The sequence below is a fragment of the Pseudomonas sp. FH4 genome (assembly GCF_000510915.2).
In the GTDB taxonomy this organism is placed as follows: Bacteria; Pseudomonadota; Gammaproteobacteria; order Pseudomonadales; family Pseudomonadaceae; genus Aquipseudomonas; species Aquipseudomonas brenneri.
In genome coordinates, this window is the sequence record NZ_AOHN01000035.1 from 1 (window position 1) to 21673 (window position 21673).

Below are 21673 nucleotides of genomic sequence, written 5' to 3' on the forward strand. Positions count from 1 at the left end.
AATTGCGAAAGCAGTTGGGGTTTTGTTTTGGGCGCTCGGAAAGGGGCTGCTTGCAGCTTGCACCCGCCTTCAATGCTAAAGTCCCTCCCTCGATTTTGCTTTTCCCAAGGAAGCCGTTATGCCGGATGCAACGTCCCTCAGCGCTGGATTCATGGTCGTCCACGGCAATCGCCTGGATGAACTGCGCAGCCTGGTTGTCAGTTGGATGCGCCGTTACCCACTGGCTCCCCTGGAAAACGAAATCGCCCTGGTGCAAAGCAACGGTATCGCGCAATGGCTCAAATTGGCGCTTGCTGAAGATCCGGAAGATGACGATATGGGTGGCTGCGGCATCGCCGCTGCGATCGACGTGCAACTGCCCGGCAGTTTCATGTGGCAGCTCTATCGCATGGTGCTGGGCCGTGACGAAATCCCGGTCAAATCCCTGTTGGATAAAGCCCCGCTGACCTGGCGTCTTATGCGCCTATTGCCCGAGCTGATCGACCAACCGCACTTCGAGCCCCTGCAACGCTTCCTCACCCATGACACCGACCTGCGCAAACGCTACCAACTGGCAGAGCGCCTGGCCGACCTGTTCGACCAATATCAGGTTTACCGCGCAGACTGGCTGGAGGACTGGGCGGCTGGCCGTCACCAACTGCGCAATGTCCGAGGCGAGGCCAAGGCTCTGAGCCCCGCGAACTGCTGGCAGGCCGAGCTATGGCGGGCGTTGCTGCTGGATGTCGGGGAGGAAGGTATGGCGCAGAGCCGGGCCGGTGTCCATCAGCGTTTTATCGAACGTATCAATCACCTGGCGACCGCCCCGCAAGGCCTGCCGTCCCGAGTCATTGTGTTTGGCATTTCTTCCTTGCCGGCCCAGGCCCTTGAGGCTCTGGCCGGCCTGGCCCGTTTCAGCCAGGTATTGCTCTGCGTACACAACCCTTGCCGTCACCACTGGTCCGACATCGTTGCCGATAAAGACCTGCTGAGAAACGAATACAAACGCCAGGCGCGCAAGACCGGGATGCCCGTCACCATCGACCCGCAAACCTTGCACCAGCACGCCCACCCACTGTTGGCCGCCTGGGGCAAGCAAGGTCGCGACTACATCAACCTGCTGGACAGCTACGACGATCCCAACAGCTACCGCTCAGCGTTCCGCGACGGTCGTATCGACCTGTTCAGCGACAGCGAGCCGACCACAATCCTCAACCAGTTGCAGGACGATATCCTCGAGCTGCGCCCGCTCAACGAAACCCGCGAACGCTGGCCCGCTGTTGATCTTCTGCACGACAGCTCGATCCGTTTCCATATCGCCCACAGCGCCCAGCGCGAAGTGGAAATCCTCCACGACCAACTGCTGCAGCGCTTTAGCGACAACCCCTCGCTGCGCCCCCGAGACGTTATCGTCATGGTCCCGGACGTCGACAGCTATGCACCGCATATCCGCGCGGTATTCGGCCAACTGGATAAAAAAGATCCACGCTTCATCCCCTTCACCCTGACTGACCAGGGCCAGCGTGGTCGAGATCCACTGTTGATCGCGGTCGAACATCTGCTCAAACTCCCGGACAGCCGCTTCCCAGTCAGCGAAATCCTCGACTTGCTGGACGTTCCCGCCCTGCGCGAACGTTTCGCCATCCAGGAGCGCGACCTGCCCACCCTGCACCGTTGGATAGAAGGCGCCGGCATCCGCTGGGGCCTTAATGCCGAACAACGCGCAGACCTTGGCCTGCCCACTGAACTGGAGCAGAACAGCTGGCGTTTCGGCCTGCGCCGCATGCTGCTGGGCTACGCCGTCGGCAGCGGCGCAGCCTGCGCTGGCATTGAGCCCTATGACGAAATCGGCGGCCTCGACGCCGCGCTGATCGGCCCACTGGTCGCCTTGCTTGACGCACTGCACGATGCCCACCAAGCCCTGTCACAACCGGCGACACCGCAAGCCTGGGGCGTACGCCTGCAAGACCTGATGCAGCGCTTCTTCCTGCCCAGCAATGAACACGATGACTATCTGCTGGGCCAGTTGGAGCAACTGCGCGAAGACTGGCTGGAAACCTGCGAGTCCGTCGGCCTGTATGACGAATTACCATTGACCGTCGTTCGTGAGGCCTGGCTTGCCGGCCTCGACCAGGGCCGCCTGTCCCAGCGCTTCCTCGCGGGTGCCGTGAACTTCTGCACCCTGATGCCGATGCGTGCGATTCCGTTCAAGCTGGTGTGCCTGCTAGGCATGAATGATGGCGACTATCCTCGCGCCCAGCCGCCGCTGGATTTCGACCTGATGGGCAGCGACTACCGGCCCGGCGACCGTTCTCGCCGCGAAGATGACCGTTATCTATTGCTTGAAGCCCTGCTCTCGGCGCGCGACCAGCTCTACATCAGCTGGGTGGGGCGCAGTATCCGCGACAACAGCGAGCGCCCAGCCTCTGTGCTGATCGGCCAGTTGCGCGACCACCTGGCCAGCGGCTGGCAACATGCCCAGGAGCCGCCGCTGCTGGAGGCAATGACCCAGGAACATCCGCTGCAACCCTTCAGTGCGCGCTATTTCCACGAGGGTGATCCACTGTTCAGCTACGCCCGCGAATGGCAGCTGTTACATGAAGCCCAAGGCGAGCCCGGCGAAGTAACCCGCCTGGCACCCTACCTCCAGGAAGACCCTTTGAGCCTGGGACAGTTGCAAGACTTCCTGCGCAACCCCGTCAGGCATTTCTTCAGCCAGCGCCTCAAGGTGTTTTTCGAAGCGGCCGAAGTACCCCTGGCCGATGAAGAGCCTTTTGTCCTCGATGCCTTGCAGCGCTACACCTTGAGCGACAGCCTGCTCGCTGCCGCGTTGACCGACCCGGACCATCTGGAGCAAGCCCTGGAGGCCCAGGCGCAACGTCTTCAAGGCAGTGGCCTGTTGCCCATGGTGGGTTTCGGCGAATGCCTGCGTAATGAACTGATCGAGCCCTTGCCTGACTTGCTGCAGCGCTACCAGCAACTCCTGGCGCTTTGGCCTGTGCCCCACAACACGGCAGAACCTGTCAGCTTCACGCACCAGGGTATTGAACTCGATGGCTGGATCAGCGGCTTGCACGGCCGCAGTGATGGCGGTTTGCTCAGCGTGACCACCATCCCCAACAGCATCGGCTCGATCAAGACCCGCAAATGGCATCGCCTGATCCGCCCATGGGTCAATCACCTGGTGGCCTGTGCGTGTGGCTTGCCCTTGAGCACCGGCCTGGTGGCCAGTGATGACACCCTCTTGCTGGCCCCTCTGCAGCAAAATACGGCCCAGGACATCCTCGGTAACCTGCTCCTGGCCTGGCAGGCTGGCATGAGCGAGCCACTACCGGTGGCAGTCAAAACCGCGTTTGCCTGGCTCGGCCAAACTGACCCGGACAAAGCCCAGGCTGCCGCCCTTAAAACCTACGAAGGCGATGGCATCACCCACGATGGCGAGCGCCGCGAAAGCCCTGCACTCACCCGGCAATTTCCCGATTATGCGGCCCTGATTGCCAGCGAGGATTTCGAAGGCTGGTGTGAAACCTTGTACCGTCCACTGATCACCGCTCCCTGGCGATCACTGACCAGCCAGGAGGCTCACTGATGAGCGCCACCAAACCCCTGGCCCTGGCCTTTCCGCTGCACGGCAGCCAACTGATTGAAGCCAGCGCCGGCACAGGCAAGACCTTCACCATCTCGGCGTTGTACCTGCGCCTGGTCCTGGGTCATGGTGGCGACGAAGCCGGTTTTGGCCGCGAATTACTGCCGCCGCAAATTCTCGTCGTAACGTTCACCGATGCCGCGACCAAAGAACTGCGCGAACGCATCCGCACCCGTCTTGCGGAGGCCGCACGGTACTTTCGGGATGAAATCCAGCAGCCCGATGCGCTGATCGCCGAACTGCGCGATCAGTACAGCACCGACCAATGGCCCGCCTGCGCCAACCGACTCGACATCGCCGCGCAATGGATGGACGAAGCCGCCGTCTCGACCATCCACAGTTGGTGCCAGCGCATGCTGCGCGAGCACGCCTTCGACAGTGGTAGCCTGTTTACCCAGACCCTGGAAACCGACCACAGTGACCTGCTCGGCGAAGTGCTGCGCGATTATTGGCGCCTGTTCTGCTACCCGATGCACGGCGATGCCCTGAACTGGGTTCGCAACAACTGGGGCGGCCCGGCGGCGCTGATGCCCCGGGTGCGTGCGCTGTTTGGCAGTGAGCGCCCCAGTGACGACCCGCGCGAGCCGGCCGAACTGATCGAGGCCTGCCTGCACGAACGCCGTGAGGCCCTGGTGGCGATCAAGGCCCCTTGGCAACAATGGGCCGCCGAGCTGCGCGAGATCTGTTTGCAAGCCGTCGCCGCCAAGGCTGTCGATGGCCGTAAAATGCAGGCCCGTTATTTTGAACCCTGGTTCGAGAAAATCAGCGCCTGGGCCGCCGACGAAACCCTGGAGCAACTGGATATCGGCACCGGCTTCACCCGCCTGACGCCCGACGGCATGGCCGAAGCCTGGAAGGGCGACGCGCCCCATCATCCCGGTATCGAGGCCATGGCGGGGCTCAAAGCCAGCCTCGACGCCCTGCCAACACCCGACGCCGCCGTGTTGCAACACGCGGCCGCGTGGGTGGGTAAACGTTTTGAGGATGAGAAGCGCCGGCGGGCCGAGATGGGCTTCGACGACATGCTCATTCGTCTGGACGCCGCGCTGCAAACCGAGGGCGGCGAGCGCTTGGCCAGCGTGATCCGCGAGCAATTCCCGGTGGCCCTGATCGATGAATTCCAGGACACCGACCCAGTGCAGTACCGGATTTTCGAAAGCATCTACCGCATCGAAGACAACAACCCACACAGCGGGCTGTTCCTGATCGGCGACCCCAAGCAGGCGATCTACGCCTTTCGCGGCGCTGATATCTACACCTACCTGCGCGCGCGCCAGGCCACGACCGGGCGCCTGCACACCCTGGGCACCAACTTTCGTTCCAGCCATGCCATGGTCGAGGCGGTCAACCATGTGTTCGAGCGTGCGGAAACCGGACGTGGGGCGTTTCTGTTCCGCGAGCCAGACGGCGAGAACCCGGTGCCGTTCCAGCCGGTATCGTCCCAAGGCCGCAAGGAACAATTGCAGGTTGATGGCCACACACTGCCCGCCCTGAATATCTGGCACCTGCCCACCGACCAGCCGATCTCCAATGTGCTCTATCGCCAACAACTGGCCGGCGCGTGTGCCAGCCAGATCGTCGCGTTGCTCAATGGCGGCCAGCAGGGCAGTGCAGGGTTTATCAAGGATGCGGACTTCACCCCGGTGCAGCCGTCGAACATCGCCATCCTTGTGCGTGACGGCAAGGAAGCCCAGGCCGTGCGCGGTGAACTGGCCGCGCGTGGCGTGCGCAGTGTGTATCTGTCGGACAAGGATTCGGTATTCGCCTCCCAGGAAGCCCACGACCTGCTCGCCTGGCTCAAGGCCTGTGCCGAACCCGATGTCGAGCGCCCGCTGCGTGCCGCGCTGGCCTGCGTCACCCTCAACCTGTCGCTGGCGGAACTGGAGCAACTGAACCAGGACGAATTGGCCTGGGAACAGCGGGTCATGCAGTTTCGCGACTACCGCGTGGTCTGGCGGACCCAAGGCGTGCTGCCAATGCTGCGGCGCCTGCTGCATGACTTCAAATTGCCGCAAACCCTGATCGCCCGCAGCGATGGCGAGCGCGTGCTGACCAACCTGTTGCACCTGTGCGAATTACTGCAACAAGCGGCTGCTGAACTGGACGGTGAACAAGCACTGATTCGTCATCTGGCCGAACACCTGGCACTCTCGGGCCAGGCCGGTGAAGAGCAGATCCTGCGCCTGGAAAGTGATGAGCAACTGGTCAAGGTGGTGACCATCCACAAATCCAAGGGCCTGGAATACGACCTGGTGTTCCTGCCGTTTATCTGCTCGGCCAAGCCCGTCGACGGCAGCCGCTTGCCGCTGCACTACCACGATGCCCACGGCAAGTCCCAGGTCAGCCTCAAACCCACCGCCGAACTGATCGCCCAGGCCGATGACGAGCGCCTGGCCGAAGACCTGCGCTTGTTCTACGTGGCCCTGACCCGGGCCAAACATGCCTGTTGGCTCGGCGTGGCTGACCTCAAGCGTGGCAATAATAACAGTTCAGTCTTGCACCTCTCGGCCCTGGGCTATCTGTTGGGTGGCGGCGCGCCCCTGGGTGAGTCCGCAGCCCTGGCCCGCTGGCTGATGGACTTGCAGGACGGCTTCGCGGCGATTGCCTATGGGCAAATGCCAGACGCCGACACCAGCACCTACCAGCCACCGCGCAATGAAGCGACCTTGCTTGCGCCGCTGCTACCCAAGCGCAAGGCGGCGGAAAACTGGTGGATTGCCTCCTACAGCGCCCTGCGCATTGGCGAAAGCATGAGCGCCGCCAGCCTGGAGGCCCCGGAAAGCCCACAAGCGCAAAAGCTGTTCGACGACGAACGCCTGGACCCGGATGCACCACGGGAAGTCGCCGCGTCTGGCGGTGACATCCACCGTTTCCCGCGCGGTCCCAACCCCGGGACCTTTCTCCATGGGCTGCTGGAATGGGCCGGTAACGAGGGCTTCAACGTCACGCCCGAAGCCATCGAAGATGCGGTCGCCCGGCGCTGCAACCGACGCGGTTGGGAAGGCTGGATCGGCACCCTCAGTGGCTGGCTCGGGCACCTGCTGCAAGCGCCGCTGGGCCTGGGTCATGGGCAGGCATCGGTGACCCTGGGTGACTTGCAGCACTATCAGATCGAAATGGAGTTCTGGTTCGCCAGCCACAAAGTCGACGTGCTCGCCCTCGACCTACTGGTCTGCCAATACACCCACGACGGCGTGTCGCGGGTGGCCGCCGAACCGGTGTTGCTCAATGGCATGTTCAAGGGGTTTATCGATCTGACCTTCGAACACGACGGCCGCTATTACGTGGCCGACTACAAATCCAACTGGCTCGGCGCCGACGATGCGGCCTACACCCGCGAGGCCATGGAACAGTCGATTCTTGACCATCGTTATGATCTGCAATACGTCCTCTACTTGCTGGCCCTGCATCGCCAGCTCAAGGCACGCCTGCCCGATTACGACTACGAGCGGCATGTGGGCGGCGCGCTCTACCTGTTCCTGCGCGGCACCCAGGCGGTGAGCCAGGGCGCGTATTTCACCCGGCCACCACGGGAACTGATCGAGCGCCTGGACCTGCTGTTCCAGGGCAAACCGCCACCACCCAAGGTCGAACCGGCTTGGGAACAAGGAGTCCTGCTATGAGCCTCTCGACTATGCCGTTGGAGGCACTGGCACCGCTGGACCGCGCTGACGACCTGATGCACCTGCTTGCGCGCTGGGTCGAGCGTGGCTGGTTGCGGGCGCTGGACAAGGCGTTCGTGGGCTTTCTCCACGAACTCGACCCACAGGCCGATCCCCTGGTGCTGCTGGCTGCGGCCCTGACCAGTCACCAACTGGGCCACGGTCACGTGTGCCTGGACTTGTTCGAAACCTTGAGTGCCCCGGATTTCGCCCTGTCGCTGCCGCCGGAAGGTGACGTGCAGAGCGGCGTGATGCTGCTGCCCTCGCAACTGCTTGATGGCCAGGAAGGCGCCCATTGGTGCCACGCCCTGGCGGCGAGCCCGCTGGTGGCGCTGGCCGTCGATGGCAGCGCGGCAGCGCAAAGCCGGCCGCTGGTGTTGTCGGGCAAGCGCCTGTATCTGCGACGCTACTGGACCTATGAGCGGCGCATCGACAGCGCACTGCGCCAGCGCCTGGCTACCCAGGAAGCCATTTTGGCCGACTTGCCTCAACGCTTGAATGGCCTGTTCGACCAGGCGCCGCCGGAGGGTGTGGTCGATTGGCAGAAACTCGCCTGTGCCCTCGCCACGCGCGGCGCGTTCAGCATCGTCACCGGCGGTCCCGGCACCGGCAAGACCACCACCGTGGTGCGCCTGCTGGCATTGTTGCAAGCGCCGGCAGTGGAGCAGGGCACGGCGCTGCGCATTCGTCTCGCGGCGCCTACCGGCAAGGCGGCGGCACGCCTGACCGAATCCATCAGCCAGCAAGTGCGTTCGCTGCAAGTGTCTGACGCGGTGCGCGAAAAAATCCCCACCGAGGTCACCACCGTGCATCGCCTGCTGGGCAGCCGTCCCGGCACCCGGCATTTTCGCCATCACGCGGGCAACTTGTTGCCGCTGGATGTGCTGGTGGTCGATGAAGCCTCGATGATCGACCTGGAAATGATGGCCAACCTGCTGGACGCCTTGCCACCCCATGCGCGGCTGGTGCTGCTGGGGGACAAGGACCAATTGGCCTCGGTGGAAGCCGGCGCGGTGCTCGGCGACTTGTGCCGGGATGCCGAGGCTGGCTGGTACAGCCCCCACACCCGGCAATGGCTGGAACACGTCAGCGGTGAAAGCTTGGCGGGCAGCGGCCTGCAGGAAGACCTCGACGCCAGTCATCCCCTGGCACAACAAGTGGTCATGCTGCGCTACTCCCGACGTTTCGGCGAAGGCAGTGGCATCGGTCAGTTGGCACGCTGGGTCAACCAGCAGAATCCCGAACAGGCCCGCCAACTGCTGGACGCCGGCAGCCATGACCTGTTTCGCCTGAGTCTCAAGGGCGAGCATGACCGTGCCCTGGAGCGCCTGGTGCTGGACGGGCAGGGCGCCGATGCCCACGGCTATCGTTATTACCTGAACCTGTTGCGCACCTCGCGCCCAGCGGCCGAGACACCCCGCGACGACCCGCGCTGGACCGACTGGGCGCGCCAGTTGTTACAAGCCTTCGATGCCTTCCAACTGCTGTGCGCGGTGCGTAAGGGGCCCTGGGGTGTGGAAGGCCTCAACCAGCGCATCACCGCCGCGTTGCTCAAGGCCCGGCTGATCGACAGCGACCAGCAATGGTACGAAGGCCGTCCGGTGCTGATGACCCGCAACGACTACGGCCTGGGCTTGATGAACGGCGACATTGGTATCGCCTTGAAATTGCCCGAAAGCGACGGCGGTCCGCAGGTGCTGCGTGTGGCTTTCCCGCGCAACGATGGCCAGGGCGGGGTGCGTTTTGTCCTGCCGAGCCGGCTCAATGACGTGGAAACCGTCTACGCCATGACCGTGCACAAGTCCCAGGGCTCGGAGTTCGCCCACACGGCCCTGATCCTGCCGGATGCGTTGAATCCGGTGTTGACCAAGGAGTTGATCTATACCGGCATCACCCGGGCCAAGGATCGCTTCAGTTTGATCGAAACCCGTGGCGGGGTTTTCGAGGAAGCAGTACGGCGCAAGGTGAAACGTTTGAGTGGGCTGATGTTGGAGTTGGGTGCGTAATGGGGTGGGAAAAACCTGACCGCTGTGTAGGTTTTTTCTTAATAAATGGCGGAATCTACCTAGGCCCCGCCTCGCTGGGGTTTCCGCCAATATGCTATCGTTGCGGCATCATCCCGAGAAGATCAAAGAGAATCGCTGCATGAACGTGGCTGTCTCGCCCGCAGAGCGTAGTTGGAGCTGGAGACGAATGCTGCTGTTGGCCGTTCTGTGCTTTGTCACGCCTTTGGCTTTTGCCCAGGTGTCCACTGCCAGTGCAGCCGACCAGCGAGCCCAGGCAGTGACCCAAGTGGTACTGGGGATTCTCAGCTACGCCCGTTGGCCGGTAGAGCCCGCCCAACTGCGCTTGTGCATCGTTGGCCCGACCCAATACACCGATGACCTGGTCAAGGGCACCACCCAGGCCACCGGCCGGCCGGTGGTGGTCCAGCGTCTGCTGGCGGATAACCCTGCCATCGTCAACGCCTGCGACGCGCTGTATATCGGCAAGCTCACCCCTGAGGAGCGCAGCCGCCTGTTCTCCGCGCTGATCGGTCATCCGGTGCTGAGCATCAGCGAAGGCGGCGACCAATGCACCGTAGGCAGCCTGTTCTGCCTGCGGGTGAGCGATGAGCAGGTATCGTTCGAGGTCAACCTCGACTCCGTGGCCCGCAGCGGTGTGCGCATTCATCCCAGCGTCCTGCAATTGTCCCGTCGCCGAGCGCCGGAGCCATGAGGCTGCGCACCGCCACAACCCGCCCCACATTACGCTCGGTCCTTGGTCGCGGGCACCTGAGTGTGGCGTTGCTGGCAGTGGGCATGGCCAGTGTGTCCCTGACCCTGCTCGGTGTGCTGGCCCTGCGGGTCTACGCCGATCACAACCTGCACCTGATCGCGCGCTCCATCAACTACACCGTGGAAGCGGCAGTGGTGTTCAACGACCGCGTAGTGGCCACCGAGGCCCTGGCGATGATCGCCTCCACCGAAGAAGTGGCCGAAGCCCGGGTGTTGGATGTGAACGGCGTCACGCTGGCGCACTGGGTGCGCCCGGAAACAGGGGTGCTGTCCAAGGTGGAGCTGGAGCTGGCCCATTCGCTGCTTGAAGAGCCCATCAGCCAACCGATCCTGCGCGATGGCAAAAAAATCGGCACCGTCGAGTTGAGTGGCCACGGCGGTAGTCTGTTGCGCTTTTTGCTCAGTGGCCTGGCCGGGATCATCGTCTGCACGGCCCTCAGCGGCTGGGTGGCGATCTACCTGGCGCGACGCATGTTGCGCGGCATCACCGGCCCACTGCACCGCCTGGCCGATGTGGCCCACGCCGCGCGCAGCGAACGGGCTTTCGACCGGCGTGTGCCGCCGGCGCAGATTGCCGAACTCGACAGCCTGGGTAATGACTTCAATGCCCTGCTCGACGAACTGGAAGCCTGGCAAACCCACCTGCAAAGCGAGAACGAAACCCTCGCTCACCAGGCCAGCCATGACAGCCTGACCGGACTGCCCAACCGCGCGTTCTTCGAGGGCAGGCTGATTCGCGCGTTGCGCAGTGCGGCCAAACTCAACGAGCGGGTGGCGGTGCTGTTTCTCGACAGCGACCGTTTCAAAGACATCAATGACAGCTTTGGCCACGCCGCTGGCGACGTGGTGCTGGTGGCGGTGGCCGCGCGGGTGCGTGCGCAACTGCGCGAAAGTGACCTGGTGGCACGCCTGGGCGGTGACGAATTCGCCATCCTGCTCTCACCCCTGCACAAGCTCGAAGATGCCCAGCGCATCGCCGACAAAATCATCGCCAGCATGGACCAACCCATTCCGCTGCCGGGCAACACCCAAGTGTTGACCTCACTCAGTATCGGCATCGCCGTTTATCCCGATCATGGCGCCACTCCCGGCGCCCTGCTCAATGCCGCAGATGCGGCAATGTACCAGGCCAAACGCCTTTCCCAGGGTGGCCAGCACACGGCGGAGTCGGAGCACTCTGTCGCCAATGTTCAACACAGGAGTTGATCCCTTGTTTGCTAACACACGCGTTCTCTTTATCACCTTGTTTATCGCCCTGCTGGCGCTGAGCGGCTGCCAGACCGCCCCGCCCAAAGGCCTGACACCCGCACAAGTGGCGGTGCTCAAGCAACAAGGCTTCGAACTGACTGACGAAGGCTGGGCATTTGGCCTGTCGGGTAAAGTGCTGTTTGGCAGCGACGTCGAAAAACTCAACAAGCCCAGCACTGAAATCGTCGAACGCATCGGCAAGGCCCTCTCTGGCGTAGGCATCGAACGCGTGCGCGTAGACGGCCACACTGATGCCTCGGGCAAGGAGTCCTACAACCAGCAACTGTCCCTGCGCCGGGCGAAAAGCGTTGGCAAGGTCTTGGTCGCCGTGGGTATGAAGGAAGAAAATGTGCAACTGCGCGGCCTGGGCAGCAGCGAGCCGGTAGCGCCCAACACCACAGTGGCGGGGCGTACCGAAAACCGCCGGGTATCGATTGTGGTGATCGCCGACTGAGCCAACAGCTCGGTCTAAATTTGAAATACGTTCAACTGTGGGAGCGGGCTTGCTCGCGATAGCGGTAGTCCTGCTAGGGAAGCATCGCCTGACACGCCGCTATCGCAGGCAAGCCAGCTCCCACACTTATTTGTGCTGACCCAAAATTCTGCACCCGCCGCTGCTCAACTGTGGGAGCTGGGCTTGCCCGCGATAGCGGTAGTCCAGCCAAGGACGTGTCTACTGACCCGCCGCTATCGCGAGCGAGCCCGCTCCCGCATTTGAATTGCGGAGTACAGGAAATAAGATCCGCTTAACTGCTCGGTGTCATTGCCTGAGTCAAGTCATCTACCACTGCCTTTCCCATCTCGCACAGAAAGTGCGCAGCCCAAGCGTACTGCTCGCTTTTTGTATCCATGGCAGCTTCCATCGAGAGTGTTTTTGCGTAATAGAGCAAGGTGGATGCATGCTCTAGCGCCTCGGGTAAAGGCATGCCGGCATTGACACGAAACAAGGGGTGATTGCTCTCGCTGTAGTCGCCAAATGAGACTGCGCCGATAGTCGTGACAGAGAAAAACGGTGGGTCGGGGGTGATTTTTTTCATGATCTAACTCCGCATCGGTGTGGACCGCCCATCTATGTCGCTAAACACAAAAGGGTGGCAGCTGTACGCAGGTTAGCGAACCGGGATACGGAACCGGCAGACCCGAAGGTCTCCCACGCACAGCCGCCATAGCAGAATAGACCTAGGTACTGAAGGCTCTATCTATACTTTTGAAGCGCTGTTGCGCCGAATCTACAGGTCGCTAAACCTGATCGCTGATGTGCAGCGACCCGGGGAGGCTAGTGATCCAAATGGTACGGCGCAATAGGGCGGATATTCTCTAGGAATCATCCTGCGATTTAAAGGGGATTTTCGTTGATGGCCCTTTGAGTTTCACAAACAACCTTTTCAGTTCTCCATTAGATCTGGAACGCGCTTATTTGGGCGTAGTTTTGCGGGTAAAACATGTAGGCGACTGAGCGGTAATTATTGAGGGTATCCGCGAACCTAACAATTTAGGTCTGTGTCAACTTACCATTGGTTAGTTTTCTCTACATTAACTGCGTGTCGTTTGAGTTTTAGGTGTGATGTGTGAAGGGTAATGAAATAGAGTCGGTTTATTTCCAGCTAAATTTTATGTCGCCGATAATGTCATTTTGCGTGATTAAAGGCATTTCTGGGCGAATTGGAGAAATTTTTGATATGGAGTTTGCAATTGCCCCGAGTTGCTGCGTGCAAAGGTGCGCATATTCTAAAGAGTCACGAGAGTCTGGTGTGTTCTCTATAATGTTTTTTAAGCGTGCAAAGTCCAGGTCTGGGTCTTGAAAGTATCGACCAGTAACGCGTTCCTTTGTTAAACTGGCAGGGTTACCCGGCAGCGGTAATTTGATGGCTGGTAGTAATTCTCCATGTGGCATCTCAATGGTGCGTGTGACGGCAAATAGAGTTCTGCCTGCATTTGCTAAGGGGGCTACATGTACTACTAGATCTCTATATGCTCCAAGTTCAAAAAGCCATTGTCCTGGCTGAGCAGAGGCTCGGAGTTCTTTACCTGCCGGATCGGTGGGAGGGTATTGTTTCCACCTTTTCAAAAGGCCGTTCAGAGTGGTTATTTTATTAGCGTCAGAATCCATGGGTTTTATTATTATTTCGTAATAGAATTCAGATAAGTAATCTCTAAGTACGCAGGCGTCAACGAGGAAAGACTGTAGTGCTAAGTAGCATAGGGACGTGTACCCATCGAGGAACTGTTTGTTGGCTAAAAATGGCGTCTCCCGCAGACGGCTGTTTAGTTGCTGCTGGTAAACCTCCGAGAGCTGTCGAAGTCTCCATTCACAGGCTCGAAGTTGGTGTGCAATTCGAGAGGATATATCGTAAATAAGCCCCTTGCTCTGCTTAAAGGCTGAGTTGGCAATGAATGACCATTCGTTGCATTGTTCATTACATAACCATAGCGGATGTGAAGCGAGGTTTTTCGATCGCCATTGTGGTGGGTTGAATCCATTGACCTCGTCATCGGTAGTGTAGAAGTCGCAGCCAATTATATTAAGACCTAAGCTCTTAACCTCAGAGTATAGGCTGCCAAAGCTTTTTAATGTAATTACAAGGCTTCGGTTGCTAACCGTGTTAGGGCGGCAAGTGGTTTTGGGGTCACCACCACTGAGAATCCGGCCACCTCCATGTAAGTGAAGCTCACGCAGCACCATTGGCCATTCCATGTAGTTCTCCTTTCGACTTGTGAACGGTTAGTGGCAGAAACCTTACACCTGTGCCTATATGTGTCAAACGTATCTTCGAAGCGCTCTCAGGTTAAATAAATCTGGTATCAACACCTGACACAAAACCTTGAAAAAGGCCTGTCGACCTCTCTACGGTGCGGCCACCTGATTCCTTGCCGGCCCGATTAATCGACGAACTGCATGTTGTGGGTTTCCCCCATCAACAACCCCTGGTTCTGTTCCGTCACCTCGCGGATGTAATCCCACAACAGCGTAATCCGCTTCAACTTCCTCAAATCCTCCCGGCAATACATCCAGAACTGCCGCGTAATAGTGATCTCCTCCCCCAACACCGGCAGCAACCGCGGATCCTGCGCGGCCAAGAAGCACGGCAATATCGCCAGTGAACGCCCCTGCTGCGCGGCCACGTACTGCGCGATCACGCTGGTGCTGCGCAGGCTGGCGCTGGCGCCCGGGATCACATTGGCCAGGTACAGCAGCTCCGAGCTGAACGCCAGGTCATCCACATAGCTGATAAACGGATGCTCGGTCAGGTCGGCGGGGCGGCGGATGGGGGGGTGTTGGTCGAGGTAGTCCTGGGTCGCGTACAGCTGCAGTTTGTAGTCGCACAGTTTGCAGCACACGTAGGGGCCGTGTTCCGGGCGTTCCAGGGCGATGACGATGTCGGCTTCGCGCTTGGACAGGCTGATGAAGTGGGGCAGGGGCAGGATATCCACCGAGATCGCCGGGTAGGTGTCGACGAAGTGGCTCAGTTGCGGGGTGACGAAGAAACTGCCGAAGCCCTCGGTGCAGCCCATGCGCACATGCCCGGACAACGCCACACCAGAGCCGGACACTTGTTCGCAGGCCATGTGCAGGGTGCTTTCGATGGACTCGGCGTAACCCAGCAAACGCTGGCCTTCGTTGGTCAGGACAAAGCCGCTGGTGCGGGATTTTTCGAACAACAGGGTGCCCAGGGATCCTTCCAAGGAACTGATGCGCCGCGACACGGTGGTGTAGTCCACTGCCAGGCGCTTGGCGGCGACGCTGGCCTTGCGGGTGCGCGCTACTTCGAGGAAAAACTTCAGGTCATCCCAGTTCAGCGACCCCAAGGATGTGATGTTTTTTTGCATGTTGGACCGGCTTTTATGTGGGTTCTTATTGGATGTTTGCACATCTATACTCCAAAAATCGTCCGAACGCCTCATCCTCAAGGCGCTTCACGCCTTGGCTCTCTGCATAACTACAAGATCTGGAGACCACAATGAACGCATCGCTTACGTCTGCCGACACCACCGTGAAACAGGCCAAACTGTTGATCAACGGTGAATGGGTCGAGTCCAAGACCACCGAGTGGCAAGACATCGTCAACCCGGCGACCCAGCAAGTCCTGGCCCGTGTGCCCTTTGCCACGGCCGATGAAGTCAACGCTGCCATCGACGCCGCCCAGCGCGCCTTCCAGACCTGGAAGCTGACGCCAATCGGCGCGCGCATGCGCATCATGCTCAAGCTACAGGCCCTGATCCGCGAGCACTCCAAGCGCATTGCCGCAGTGCTCAGCGCCGAGCAGGGCAAGACCATTGCCGACGCTGAAGGCGATATTTTCCGTGGCCTGGAAGTGGTCGAGCACGCCTGTTCCATCGGCACCCTGCAAATGGGCGAATTTGCCGAGAACGTGGCCGGTGGTGTCGACACCTACACCCTGCGTCAACCGATCGGCGTGTGTGCTGGCATCACCCCGTTCAACTTCCCGGCAATGATCCCGTTGTGGATGTTCCCGATGGCCATCGCCTGCGGTAACACCTTCGTGCTCAAGCCTTCGGAGCAGGATCCACTGTCGACCCTGATGCTGGTGGAGCTGGCGCTGGAGGCTGGCGTGCCAGCGGGCGTGCTGAACGTGGTTCACGGTGGCAAGGATGTGGTGGACGCACTCTGCACCCACAAAGATATCAAGGCCGTGTCCTTCGTTGGCTCGACCGCCGTCGGCACCCACGTCTACGACCTGGCGGGCAAACACGGCAAGCGCGTGCAGTCGATGATGGGCGCGAAGAACCACGCCGTGGTCCTGCCGGACGCCAACCGCGAACAAACCCTCAATGCCCTGGTCGGCGCCGGTTTCGGTGCTGCCGGTCAACGCTGCATGGCCACTTCGGTGGTGGTGCTGGTGGGCGCCGCCAAGCAATGGCTGCCGGACCTCAAGGCCCTGGCGCAGAAACTCAAAGTGAACGCCGGCAGCGAAGCCGGAACGGACGTTGGCCCAGTGATTTCCAAACGCGCCAAGGCACGTATCCTCGACCTGATCGAAAGCGGCGTGAAAGAAGGCGCCAAGCTGGAGCTGGACGGGCGCGGCATCCAGGTGCCGGGCTTCGAGCAAGGTAACTTCGTCGGCCCGACCCTGTTCTCGGGCGTGACTACCGACATGCAGATCTACACCCAGGAAATCTTCGGCCCGGTGCTGGTGGTTTTGGAAGTCGACACCCTCGACGAAGCTATCGCCCTGGTCAACGCCAACCCGTTCGGCAACGGCACTGGCCTGTTCACCCAGAGCGGTGCGGCGGCGCGCAAATTCCAGAGCGAAATCGACGTCGGCCAGGTGGGCATTAACATCCCGATCCCGGTGCCGGTCCCGATCTTCAGCTTCACCGGTTCCCGTGGTTCGAAACTCGGCGACCTGGGCCCGTACGGCAAGCAAGTGGTGCAGTTCTACACCCAGACCAAAACCGTCACCAGCCGCTGGTTCGACGACAGCAGTGTCAATGATGGCGTCAACACCACCATCAACCTGCGTTGATCAAGGAGACGACCATGAAGATTGCATTTATCGGCCTGGGCAACATGGGCGCGCCCATGGCCCGCAACCTGATCAAGGCCGGCCACGCGCTGAACCTGTTCGACCTGAACCAGACGGTGCTCAACGAACTGGCCGCGCTGGGCGGCACTATCAGCGCGTCGCCGCGGGATGCAGCGCAGGGCGCCGAGCTGGTGTTGACCATGCTGCCGGCCGCGGCCCATGTGCGCAGCGTCTGGCTGAATGAAGACGGCGTGCTTGCCGGCATCGGCAAAGGCGTGCCTGCGGTGGATTGCAGCACCATCGACCCGCAAACCGCGCGTGACGTAGCGGCTGCGGCAGCCAAACACGGCGTGGCGATGGCTGATGCACCGGTCTCCGGCGGCACCGGTGGCGCCCAGGCCGGGACGTTGACCTTTATGGTCGGCGCCAACCCGGAACTGTTCGCCACCCTGCAGCCGGTGCTGGCGCAGATGGGTCGCAACATCGTGCATTGCGGTGATGTGGGCACCGGGCAGATCGCCAAGATCTGCAACAACCTGCTGTTGGGGATCAGCATGGTTGGCGTCAGCGAGGCCATGGCCCTGGGCGATGCCCTGGGTATCGACACGCAAGTGCTGGCCGGCATCATCAACAGCTCCACCGGGCGCTGCTGGAGTTCCGACACCTACAACCCATGGCCGGGGGTGATCGAAACCGCGCCGGCCTCCCGGGGTTATACCGGCGGGTTTGGTGCCGACCTGATGCTCAAGGATTTGGGCCTGGCGACTGAAGCCGCACGCCAGGCGCACCAGCCAGTGATCCTGGGCGCGGTGGCGCAGCAGTTGTATCAATCGATGAGCCAGCGCGGGGACGGGGGCAAGGACTTCTCGGCGATCATCAACAGCTATCGCAAACCCCAGTAAGGGATTTTCCGGGAACCCGCGTCGGGCGGGTTCCCGGTTTTTTCGTGGTCAGGCAAACACGAAATACTTACGCACCGTCTCAACCACTTCCCACGTGCCCGTCATGCCGGGCTCTACCACAAAGATATCCCCAGCCCGCAGATGGATCGGCGCCAGGCCGTCCGGGGTGATCACGCAGTAGCCTTCCTGAAAGTGGCAGTATTCCCACTTCACATATTCCACCCGCCATTTGCCGGGGGTGCAGATCCAGGTGCCCATGATCTTGCTGCCGTCTTCGCTGGTGTAGGCGTTGAGGTTGACGGTGTGCGGGTCACCTTCGAGCTTTTCCCATTTACAGGCGTCCAGTACCGGCAGGGGGTGGGTATCGCGCAATACGGTGATTGGCTGGGACATGATGGCTCCAAGGCAGGAAAGGGAAAGGTGAACCCTATAGCGCCGGGGCGAATGCCAGTGGTCTGAACTCGACATCGGGATGCCCAGAAGCGCATTGGAATACGATCTTAAAACCTGCACAGCCCCCCTGTAGGAGCGAGCTTGCTCGCGAAGAACTTGAGAGCGCCGCGTTTACCTAGCAAACACGCGTTATTGTTGACGTCCTTCGCGAGCAAGAACTAGGCGTCCCCCTCGCTCCTACAGAAATCAGAATCCGCTTAACTGACTGGCATTAGGGCAAGCCCGCTCCCACATTTGATCTGCGGCGGCTGATGGATCCGTTCAATAATCGGATGTTTCTTCGCAGTAAGTGCGAAAGAAATCCTGCCGGGCGCTGGAAATCGCAAGAATATTTACCGCTGGCCCTCGTATCATTCACTTTAGAAACAACCGAGAGCCTCGTATGAATCCAATAAAAACGTGGTGGGACATCAGCCCGCCCTTGAGCACCGCCACCCCGACCTGGCCGGGCGATACGCCATTCCAGGAAGAGCGCGTCTGGCAGTTCGGCCCCGAATGCCCGGTGAATGTCGGGCGCATCACCCTGTCGCCCCACACCGGCGCCCACGTCGATGCGCCGCTGCACTACAGCGCCGACGGCGCACCTATCGGCGAAGTGTCGCTGGACGTGTATATGGGCCCGTGTCGGGTGCTGTATTGCCTGGACAGCGGCGCGCTGGTGCAACCGGAGCAGTTGCAAGGCCGCCTGGACAACCTGCCGGAGCGGGTTCTGCTGCGGACTTATCAACAGGCGCCGCTGACGAGCTGGGATTCGAACTTCACCGCTGTCGCCAAGGAAACCGTCGAGCTGCTGGCCAGCCTCGGCGTGCGCCTGATCGGCATCGACACCCCGTCCCTGGACCCGCAACAGTCCAAGACCATGGACGCCCACAACGCCGTCGCCCGTCATGGCATGGCGATTCTCGAAGGCATCGTCCTCGACGACGTGCCGCAGGGTGATTACGAGTTGATCGCCCTACCGCTGCGTTTTGCCAACCTCGATGCCAGCCCGGTACGAGCAATCCTGCGCCCGCTCAAGGAGCCCACGCGATGAGCCAGTGTCCTTTCTCCCCTGATTACCAGCCGCCGGAAGAATGGCATAACGCTGAGCTGAATTTTTCCGAGTCGATGAGCTACGGCGATTACCTGGACCTGGGCAAAGTGCTCACGGCCCAGCACCCGCTGTCGCCGGACCACAATGAAATGCTGTTTATCATCCAGCACCAGACTTCCGAGCTGTGGATGAAGCTGATGCTGCACGAGCTCAAGGCTGCCCGTGAACACGTGCGCCTGGGTGAGTTGGCGCCGGCGTTCAAGATGCTGGCGCGGGTGTCGCGGATCTTCGACCAACTGGTACACGCCTGGGCGGTGCTGGCGACCATGACGCCGTCGGAGTACAAGGCGATCCGCCCGTACCTGGGGCAGTCGTCGGGCTTCCAGTCGTTCCAGTACCGGGAAATCGAGTTCATCCTCGGCAATAAAAGCGCGGCACTGTTGCGGCCTCATGCGCATCGCCCAGAGCTGCTGAAGGAACTGCAAGTGGCGATTGCCACGCCGTCGCTGTATGACGAGGCGATCAACCTGATGATCAAGGCGGGCCTGGCGATTGACCCGCAACGCGCGCAACGCGATCCGACGGCGCCTACGGTGCATGACGAATCCGTGGAAGCAGCGTGGCGCGAGGTGTATCGCGATCCGAACCGGTACTGGGACCTGTACCAGTTGGCCGAGAAGTTTATCGACCTGGAAGACTCGTTCCGCCAATGGCGCTTCCGCCATGTGACCACGGTGGAGCGGATCATCGGCTTCCAGCCGGGTACCGGCGGCACCGAGGGCGTGGGCTACCTGCGCAAGATGCTCGACACCGTGCTGTTCCCCGAGCTGTGGCGAGTGCGTTCAACGCTCTGATTGAAACCCAACAAAAAGCCCCGGCACTCATCGAGTACCGGGGCTTTTTGTTGGTAGTGTATTCCTGTTGTGGCCCTGTTCATGTGGGAGCCGGGCTTGCCCGCGATGCAGGCGGCTCGGTCGTTCAGTTAGACCGAGGCGCCTGCATCGCAGGCAAGCCAGCTCCCACACAAGCCAGCTCCTACCAGGTTATTGCGCGACGGCCAAGGCCTTGGCCTTTCTCGACCGCAACCAATACGCCGCAAACAGAATCCCCACCCACACCGGCATCGCATACACCGACGGGCGCATGTCCGGAATCGCCAGCATCACGCCCACGATCACCAGCATGAACGCCAGGCACAGGTAGTTGCTGAACGGGAACCAGAAGGTCTTGAACGACGGCACCACGCCTTGTTCGCCCATGGCTTTGCGGAACTTGATGTGGGTCAGGCTGATCAGCGCCCAGTTGATCATCAGCGAGGCAACCACCAGCGCAAACAACAGCACCAGGGCATCCTTGGGCGCCACGTAGTTGATCACCACGCACAGCAGCGTCACCAGGGCCGAAATGCCCAGGGCACGCAGTGGCACGCCTTGCTTGTTGAGTTTCATCAGCGCCTTGGGCGCGTCGCCTTGCTCGGCCAGGCCGAACAGCATGCGGCTGTTGCAATACACGCCGCTGTTGTACACCGACAGCGCGGCGGTCAGCACCACGAAGTTGAGGATGTGCGCAGCGGTGTCGTTACCGATCAGCGAGAAGATCTGCACGAACGGGCTGGCGCTGTAGGCATCGCCCGAGGCGCCGAGGGTTTGCAGCAGTTGATCCCATGGGTACAGCGACAGCAGCACGGTCAGTGCGCCGACGTAGAAAATCAGGATCCGGTACACCACCTGGTTGATCGCCTTGGGGATCACTTTGCGCGGCTCGCTGGCTTCGGCTGCGGTAATACCCACCAGCTCCAGGCCACCGAACGAGAACATGATGAAGGCCATGGCCATCAGCAGGCCCATGCCGCCATTGGGGAAGAAGCCGCCGTGGTCCCACAGGTTGCTGATCGACGCTTGCGGGCCGCCGGTGCCGCTGAACAGCAGGTAGCAGCCGAGCACGATCATGCCGATGATCGCCACCACCTTGATGATCGCGAACCAGAACTCGGTCTCACCGAAGAACTTCACGTTCAGGGTGTTGATCAGGTTCACCGCAATGAAGAACACCACGGCACTGACCCAGGTCGGTATTTCCGGCCACCAGAACTGGATGTACTTGCCCACGGCTGTCAGTTCGGCCATGCCCACCAGTACATACAGCACCCAGTAGTTCCAGCCGGCGAGGAAGCCGGCATACCCGCCCCAGTATTTGTGGGCGAAGTGGCTGAAGGAGCCGGCGACCGGTTCCTCGACGATCATCTCGCCCAGCTGGCGCATGATCAGGAACGCGATGAACCCGGCTATCGCATAGCCCAGGATCATCGACGGCCCCGCCGACTTCAGTACCCCGGCCGAACCGAGGAACAAACCCGTACCAATCGCCCCTCCCAGGGCAATCAGCTGAATATGCCGGTTTTTCAGGCCACGCTTGAGGCCCACCGGGTTAACCATGTCATCCGCCATTAACATTCCCTTCTACTTGTTTTTTTCAGGGTTGATCCTGCAC

Annotated in this window: 15 protein-coding genes; 10 read left to right on the forward strand and 5 right to left on the reverse strand. The window is 60.9% G+C overall.

Annotated features, from left to right (window positions below; genetic code table 11):
- Positions 1-118: 118 nt before the first annotated feature.
- The 6 genes from recC to H097_RS23520 all read left to right on the forward strand — a co-directional run bounded on the left by recC (position 119) and on the right by H097_RS23520 (position 11763).
- Positions 119-3565, forward strand: coding sequence for an exodeoxyribonuclease V subunit gamma (gene recC, locus H097_RS23495; protein ID WP_032862796.1), 3447 nt, complete (start codon positions 119-121; stop codon positions 3563-3565).
- Positions 3565-7245, forward strand: coding sequence for an exodeoxyribonuclease V subunit beta (recB, locus tag H097_RS23500; RefSeq protein WP_032862797.1), 3681 nt, complete (start codon positions 3565-3567; stop codon positions 7243-7245). The genes recC and recB overlap by 1 nt, the downstream gene beginning before the upstream one ends.
- Complete coding sequence (gene recD, locus H097_RS23505; protein ID WP_032862798.1) at positions 7242-9290, forward strand: exodeoxyribonuclease V subunit alpha; 2049 nt, start codon at positions 7242-7244, stop codon at positions 9288-9290. Before recB ends, recD begins: the two co-directional genes overlap by 4 nt.
- Before the next feature lie 139 nt (positions 9291-9429).
- The gene (locus tag H097_RS23510; protein ID WP_032862800.1) at positions 9430-10002 is read left to right on the forward strand and encodes a YfiR family protein; all 573 of its coding nucleotides are present in this window, start codon (positions 9430-9432) and stop codon (positions 10000-10002) included.
- Entirely contained in the window at positions 9999-11267 is a 1269-nt protein-coding gene (locus tag H097_RS23515; protein ID WP_032862801.1) for a diguanylate cyclase, read from the forward strand. Before H097_RS23510 ends, H097_RS23515 begins: the two co-directional genes overlap by 4 nt.
- 4 nt (positions 11268-11271) lie before the next feature.
- Positions 11272-11763 carry an OmpA family protein gene (locus tag H097_RS23520; RefSeq protein ID WP_032862802.1) on the forward strand — a complete coding sequence of 164 codons (492 nt, stop codon included), beginning with the start codon at positions 11272-11274 and terminating at the stop codon, positions 11761-11763.
- 292 nt (positions 11764-12055) lie between these two features.
- On the opposite strand, the gene H097_RS23525 is transcribed toward H097_RS23520, so the two are convergent.
- From H097_RS23525 to H097_RS23530, 3 genes are all read right to left on the reverse strand, one after another.
- Entirely contained in the window at positions 12056-12346 is a 291-nt protein-coding gene (locus H097_RS23525; protein WP_032862804.1) for a DUF3077 domain-containing protein, read from the reverse strand.
- Positions 12347-12903: 557 nt separating this feature from the next.
- Entirely contained in the window at positions 12904-14004 is a 1101-nt protein-coding gene (locus tag H097_RS28260) for a hypothetical protein (protein WP_156356826.1), read from the reverse strand.
- A gap of 185 nt (positions 14005-14189) precedes the next feature.
- Positions 14190-15137 carry a LysR family transcriptional regulator gene (locus H097_RS23530; RefSeq protein WP_032862805.1) on the reverse strand — a complete coding sequence of 316 codons (948 nt, stop codon included), beginning with the start codon at positions 15135-15137 and terminating at the stop codon, positions 14190-14192.
- 131 nt (positions 15138-15268) lie between these two features.
- On the opposite strand from H097_RS23530, the gene H097_RS23535 reads away from it, so the two are divergent.
- The gene (locus H097_RS23535) at positions 15269-16795 is read left to right on the forward strand and encodes a CoA-acylating methylmalonate-semialdehyde dehydrogenase (RefSeq protein ID WP_032862806.1); all 1527 of its coding nucleotides are present in this window, start codon (positions 15269-15271) and stop codon (positions 16793-16795) included.
- 14 nt (positions 16796-16809) lie between these two features.
- A complete protein-coding gene (mmsB, locus tag H097_RS23540) occupies positions 16810-17697 on the forward strand; it encodes a 3-hydroxyisobutyrate dehydrogenase (protein WP_032862808.1) in 888 nt (295 codons plus the stop codon).
- A gap of 48 nt (positions 17698-17745) precedes the next feature.
- On the opposite strand, the gene H097_RS23545 is transcribed toward mmsB, so the two are convergent.
- Positions 17746-18090, reverse strand: a complete 345-nt coding sequence (locus tag H097_RS23545; protein WP_032862809.1) for a cupin domain-containing protein — start codon at positions 18088-18090, stop codon at positions 17746-17748.
- 442 nt (positions 18091-18532) lie between these two features.
- Between H097_RS23545 and kynB the strand changes: the two genes are divergently transcribed.
- A complete protein-coding gene (kynB, locus tag H097_RS23550) occupies positions 18533-19183 on the forward strand; it encodes an arylformamidase (RefSeq protein WP_032862810.1) in 651 nt (216 codons plus the stop codon).
- The gene (kynA, locus tag H097_RS23555; protein WP_032862811.1) at positions 19180-20037 is read left to right on the forward strand and encodes a tryptophan 2,3-dioxygenase; all 858 of its coding nucleotides are present in this window, start codon (positions 19180-19182) and stop codon (positions 20035-20037) included. The genes kynB and kynA overlap by 4 nt, the downstream gene beginning before the upstream one ends.
- 189 nt (positions 20038-20226) lie before the next feature.
- Here the strand turns inward: kynA and H097_RS23560 are convergent, their stop codons facing one another.
- Positions 20227-21630, reverse strand: coding sequence for an amino acid permease (locus H097_RS23560; RefSeq protein ID WP_032862813.1), 1404 nt, complete (start codon positions 21628-21630; stop codon positions 20227-20229).
- Between the last annotated feature and the right edge of the window lie 43 nt (positions 21631-21673).